The following is a 5349-nucleotide window of genomic DNA, read 5'->3' on the forward strand; positions in this document are numbered from 1 at the left end:
CTCCCCCTACGTCGCGGAATGAGCGCCAAACAGAGGTGCTTACAAAATGTCAGCAGAGACAAAAGAAACAACGATGTTTGCATATCGTTCCACCCTAAACCGGCTGGAACAGTATGCTAACGCACGGTACGAGTATCAACCACCATACGATAGAATTATCAACGATTTGTTAGATGAGGTGATTACGGATGAGCAATAGTTTTGATTTGACGGCAACGGAACAGCTATCAGCCGACGAGGGAGAGGACGTGAGCCACCTCGCCCTCAAGGTTCGGAACCACGACAACAGCCGGTTTGACGGCACTTATGCAGAGTCTCAAGTGATTGAGGAGCTACTACAGCAACGACTTGAGGAGCTTAACGAGGGCGTTGCTGAGGCGGCTGAGAAGCAACGTGAGGTTCGTGAGCGACTTGAGCTTACAGACGAGGGCAACACCGACGAGGAACCTGAAAGCGACGTAGAGCGCAAGCAGGCAGAGATTCGAGAGCGCATTACTGGGTGAGCATTATGGCTTTGACTGAGACGGTAGAGGTTACCCTACCGATTGAACTATTCGAGGACTTGCGAGACGAGGAGCTACAGCGTATCGGCAACAGGGAGTTTACCAACAGACGAGGCGGTAACAACCACCCTGATACCTACGCCAGTAATGGGCCTATGGGCCAGATACTACTTGAGGTACTCTTAGGAGAGCGCGACGACTTATCAGAAAAATGGTATGACGGCAAGCCACTTGAACCTACCCCTGAGGGAACGGTAGAAGTACAACAACCACGGGATAACGCCGGAAACTTTGCACCAAAGGAGGACTAATTTATGCAGATTGACACTAACGATACGGTAGAGATTAGCACAGACGAGGAGGACGTAGAACTACAGTTTGCTCGCAGGTACTACGTGCGAGGTGCGCTAAACAAGCCTGTGCTTTGCTTCGAGGGCGACGAGTATGAACTACACTGGTTCCCTTCGTCGGGGCAAGCAACAGCCGTAACGCCGGAGGGCGACGAAAAGCGCGTAGAACTATCTACCGACGAAACGGAGCGCGACGTAACCCGCGTAGAGCTTCGAGGACGATAACCATCACAGAATTGAGATACATCTCAAAACTGGAAAGAAAGATTTAAGTAGCACCAGAAAGTATATATACTAAGAGCAAATCGTCGGAAAAGTCTACCTCTCTCTAACTCTCTGCTGATACCTGTCGCTATGCAGTGTTAGGAGGTTTGGGGGAGGCTGGTTGCCTGCAACCCGTACAAGAAGCCTGATACACTTCTTGATACGGGTTGTAGGTACTTAAAGGTTACGCATAACCACGTCGCAGGTTACTCGTAACCTATCGCCTCTCCTATCTTTTCCGGCGGGAGGCGATATATGTCAACTACAGATTCGACAAGTGCGAGCGTTGCTGAGGCTGAGGGCGCGCGTGTTTACCCCGACAAGCCTGAGCCACTTGAGCCAGAGATAGACGAGGAGCATAGACAACCTGTGCGCTCAGCGTTTTGGGAAACGTCCCTTATCGAACCGGGTACATACTCGGGGATTCCTGAGCGATTCCGTGAGGGAGAGCGCATACAGACGAGAGAGGAGATAGCGCAAGCCCAACGGCAAGAGCTTCGAGGACGGGTAGCTTCGGCTGAGGCTAATGGCTACCCTCGCAATTCCAGAAAAAAGTATCGGCGTATCCTCGAAACGGATAGGGCTTGCCGGAGCGCGTTTACGCCCTTACATACCGTTATGCTATCGCTCCGGCAATCTCCTCGCTCCTCAGGGGAATGGATTCCCCCGCTTTCCCTGATAGCTGAGCTTTCCGAAACGGTGAGGAGCTACGTGATACCCGCCCTACGTCGGGCGATTCCTCACGACTTCGAGTATGCGGTAGTCCTCGCAGGAACGGAAACCTTCGCAACGCCTCACGCTCACATCTACCTGTGGGTTGACGGAGCCGTTTCGTCGGGTGATTTGGCCCACGTTGTCGAAGGGTACACGGAGCGTTGTGCATATGCGCCAGATTCCGGTGAGGGCAACGCACCTGAGGACGTGATTACCGTGCGCTCCCCCGACGAGAGAGAGCTTGCCACAGAGTCGAACCACAAGCACAACGAACGGGGCTATCCGACGAGAGGAGCCGTCTACGTCGCCTCACAGATTCCGAATGTCGTCAATCCCGACGAGGCGACGAAAGCGGAATTGTCGCACGGAGCTGTAGCTGATACCTTCGACAAGAGCGCAGTGTGGTTGTCGCAGGGAGCGCATAGCTGGAGCTACGGAGAGCCGGAGCCAATCGTAGACAACCTGTGCGCTCAGCGTTTTTCCGAACCTTCGGAAAGCCCCGAACCCTCGTCTGAGCCTCACGACTCCCCTGAGGAACCTCGTTTCTCGTCCTCGAACCCTACCCCTGAAGCTTCACAGAGACGGCAACGCTCACGGGAGAATCGCACAACGATTGAAGTACCCACCCAACCACCCGGCTCACTCGGAATCGGCTAACCTCACGGGAGGATTGAGTAACACCGTTGTTACCGGGGAAACACGCAAACCCAACAGTAGAGTGTTTAGCACACTACTACTGTTACTGAAAAGAAAGGGTTCTTCCTCAGTGTTGCCACTACTACAACGGGGCTTGCACGGTGTTCGTGTAGCCTATCCTATACGTTTCGACGAGTGAGTAACGCGCTCACCTACCCTGTTGCCCCTCCCTCGGTAACAACGCCGTTATTCCGATTGTGATAGGCGACAATCCGTTTCACCATCTCGTCGGTAAAGACTACAACGCGCTCCCCTGCTTGCGTCTCAGACACTTTCACGTCCTCGTCGCCTAACTTGTCCAGATAGTCAATCACCCGGCTCACTGTTTGCGAGTACACTGTTCCATCCTCACCGGCTGAGAGAACCCGTCTAAGCTCAGACGACTTTATCGCCCTCCCCGCAGGAACGGAGCGCGTGTACTCGTGCGCGTCTCTGGCAACGAACCGAGCGCGTTGCTGGTTTGCGCTCAGGTTCTCCTCAGCCAAATGCTCCGGTAGCTGTACTATGTCCTCAAGCGGGGTTTCCGGTTCCTGTATGGTGGTTTCCCCCGCCTCAGGGGTAGGGGTTTCGTCGCCAGAATCGGGTTCCTCGTCACTCTCCTCACTTTCGAGGGCGGTTACCCGTTGCTTTATTTCGGCTCGCTCTCTCGCGCTCTCAGACTGTTGCTCAGATAGTTGTTCCTCAAGTTCGGCTATCCGTTCGTCCTTTCGCTCAGACTCTCTCTGTAGCTCCGCAATCGCCTCAGATTGCTCTTTGACGACTTCGACAAGGGTATCAATCGTTTCGTCTGTGCTACCGTCTGACGTGAGGGAAGATTTTTGTCCCTCGGGGTTGATGGCTGACATACGGGAAACCTCTTGCTGAGAGGGTATTACCAGTACCCTCACCCGCCGTTTTCGACGGATAGTGACAGGTATATGCGCCCTCTACTTGAAATGAGGGGCCTATGTCTGACGCAACACGAACCGGATACAGCGTAACCGTTTTGTGATACGAGCGTGTTACTCCGTGTTACAAAGCGGATACGATGGCAAAAGAGAGTATCACAATCCGGTTACAGGGGGAGCTAATCGCCAGACTTGAGGAGGAGGCTGAGGAGGAGGGCGTATCACGTTCCGAGTACATCCGTCAAATCCTCCGTGAGCGCGACGAGAGGGAGGAGCTACGTGAGGAGGTGGCTACCCTTCGGGAGCGACTTGAGAGCCGTGAGGAGCGCATAGAGGAGCTTGAACAACAGCTTACTCGTCGCTCGCAGATAGAGGATAAGGTAGAGGAAGTAGCTCTTGAGGTGCGAGAGGACAGAGAGGAGCGCAACGCTCCGTTCTTTGTCAAGTGGTACAGGTGGTTTCGTGATTGAAGTGTCAAATATTTGAAACCCGGAAACGTGGTTAATATTTGAGTACATTTCTGACGCGCGTCTGGCTCTGAGAGGGCGGTTTTCGGTTCGGCAAGCATATAAAAAGACTGATAGGTTGGCTGAGAGAAAGCGCACATCAATTCTGTTGCTCTCGAAAGGGCGTAAACGGTTTGATGTACTTGTCGTGTATTCGCGCTCGCACCACAACGCTCAGACGGCTCATATCAGGGGTTTCGGCTCAGACGAGAGCCACAACGCAACGAACCAACAGCCTTTTTGCACGGAAACTATATTATCCGTGTATGGTGCGAATAGACGACTCCGGCGACGAGGTGAAATGTTGGCTCAGCTATCCCGACGAGATAGACGCGCTCGCACGACAGGCAAGAGAAAGCGATTGGGAACGACGTATTGCTATCCTGTTGATGGGCAAAGTCGGGCTACGTGCAAGCGGGGTACCAACAGCCAAACCGCAGGGGTTGAGCCACAACGACGAGGGCGACTATTGGGAATTGTCTGTCGCAGGCAAAAACACGAAAGGCGGGAGCAAAGCGACGAGAGACGCATACGTACCTGAGGGCGTAAAGCGTGAGCTTGAGAACTACGCTAAGGAGAGGGACATAGCCCCGTCTGAGCCTTACGTGAGCGCGTCTGTTGATTCTATCCGCAGGTGGGTTCGTGAGGCGAGAGAGGAGCTTACAGACGACTCAGAGAGGTGGCAACACGTCTCCTCGCACGACTTAAGACGTAGTTGGGCTACGTATCACTTGGTAGAGGAGGACGTGAGCGTGAGGGTAATGATGGATATAGGCGGGTGGAGTGATTACCAGAGCATAGAGCCGTATCTGTCGCAACCTACGCCCTCGAAGATAGGAGAGGAGCTTAACGCGCTCCATTAACCCCATAGAGCCATTACAGAGAGGGCTTGAGCTTGCCGATTTCGGGGGATAGCGGGGCTGGTTGGATTGTATCACACATACAACTTGTCAGAAAAATTTTGCCTCTTTTGCCGGGGTATCAGGAACCCGCTAAACCCGTATCCCTAAATCTCACGCCAGTTAAAGCCTGAGCGTAAAGAATCGCTATCTGAGCATACTCCCCTCCGAAAAGAGCCGGGAAACCATCAACCACCTTACTTTTACCGAAACCTTTAAGTACCTGTAGCCACATATATTAAACGCTGTCGGTTTGAGCCGATAGCAATTGTATAGTAAGTCTGTCATTATCCGACATACTCCATCAACCAGCAGACAACTATACGTCAGGTACGGGGGTTTACCTGAGCCAAATAACCCCACTACAGGATGCGTGTAGGATTCCCTCAAGTCCTCCTCGCTCCGCAGGTAATCTCGTCAGTCAAAGACGAGTCACCTATCCGATACGATACGACATAGCTATCTCGGGATTGAGTGGCTTCATAAGTCGCTCGCGCTCACGCTTTCGTCGGGGGAGGGCGGTGTTGCTC

At 53.2% G+C, this 5349-nt stretch carries 5 protein-coding genes; 4 read left to right on the forward strand and 1 reads right to left on the reverse strand.

Going from position 1 to position 5349, the window contains the following annotated elements; translation table 11 throughout:
* Positions 1 to 188: 188 nt before the first annotated feature.
* Positions 189 to 503 (forward strand): hypothetical protein, encoded by a 315-nt coding sequence (locus DJ69_RS08770; protein WP_099255266.1) that lies wholly within the window; start codon positions 189 to 191, stop codon positions 501 to 503.
* A gap of 5 nt (positions 504 to 508) precedes the next feature.
* Positions 509 to 814: a hypothetical protein gene (locus DJ69_RS17875; RefSeq protein ID WP_144050413.1), complete on the forward strand. Its 306-nt coding sequence runs from the start codon at positions 509 to 511 to the stop codon at positions 812 to 814.
* A 1865-nt stretch (positions 815 to 2679) separates the two neighbouring features.
* Here the strand turns inward: DJ69_RS17875 and DJ69_RS08780 are convergent.
* On the reverse strand, positions 2680 to 3372 hold the full coding sequence (locus DJ69_RS08780) for a hypothetical protein (RefSeq protein ID WP_099255268.1): 693 nt from the start codon (positions 3370 to 3372) through the stop codon (positions 2680 to 2682).
* A 182-nt stretch (positions 3373 to 3554) separates the two neighbouring features.
* Here DJ69_RS08780 and DJ69_RS08785 point away from each other — a divergent pair, with 182 nt between their 5' ends.
* A complete protein-coding gene (locus tag DJ69_RS08785; protein WP_099255269.1) occupies positions 3555 to 3884 on the forward strand; it encodes a ribbon-helix-helix protein, CopG family in 330 nt (109 codons plus the stop codon).
* 302 nt (positions 3885 to 4186) lie between these two features.
* On the forward strand, positions 4187 to 4783 hold the full coding sequence (locus DJ69_RS08790; protein WP_099255270.1) for a site-specific integrase: 597 nt from the start codon (positions 4187 to 4189) through the stop codon (positions 4781 to 4783).
* The last annotated feature ends 566 nt before the right edge of the window (positions 4784 to 5349 follow it).

Origin of the sequence: Halorubrum persicum, assembly GCF_002727125.1 — an archaeon.
In the GTDB taxonomy this organism is placed as follows: domain Archaea; phylum Halobacteriota; class Halobacteria; order Halobacteriales; family Haloferacaceae; genus Halorubrum; species Halorubrum persicum.

What these genes read in the sequence shown, in the direction of transcription:
- DJ69_RS08785 (WP_099255269.1), top strand. Translation starts at nt 3,555, where the DNA reads ATGGCAAAAGAGAGTATCACAATCCGGTTACAGGGGGAGCTAATCGCC.
- DJ69_RS08780 (WP_099255268.1), bottom strand. Translation starts at nt 3,372, where the DNA reads ATGTCAGCCATCAACCCCGAGGGACAAAAATCTTCCCTCACGTCAGAC.
- DJ69_RS17875 (WP_144050413.1), top strand. Translation starts at nt 509, where the DNA reads ATGGCTTTGACTGAGACGGTAGAGGTTACCCTACCGATTGAACTATTC.
- DJ69_RS08770 (WP_099255266.1), top strand. Translation starts at nt 189, where the DNA reads ATGAGCAATAGTTTTGATTTGACGGCAACGGAACAGCTATCAGCCGAC.
- DJ69_RS08790 (WP_099255270.1), top strand. Translation starts at nt 4,187, where the DNA reads ATGGTGCGAATAGACGACTCCGGCGACGAGGTGAAATGTTGGCTCAGC.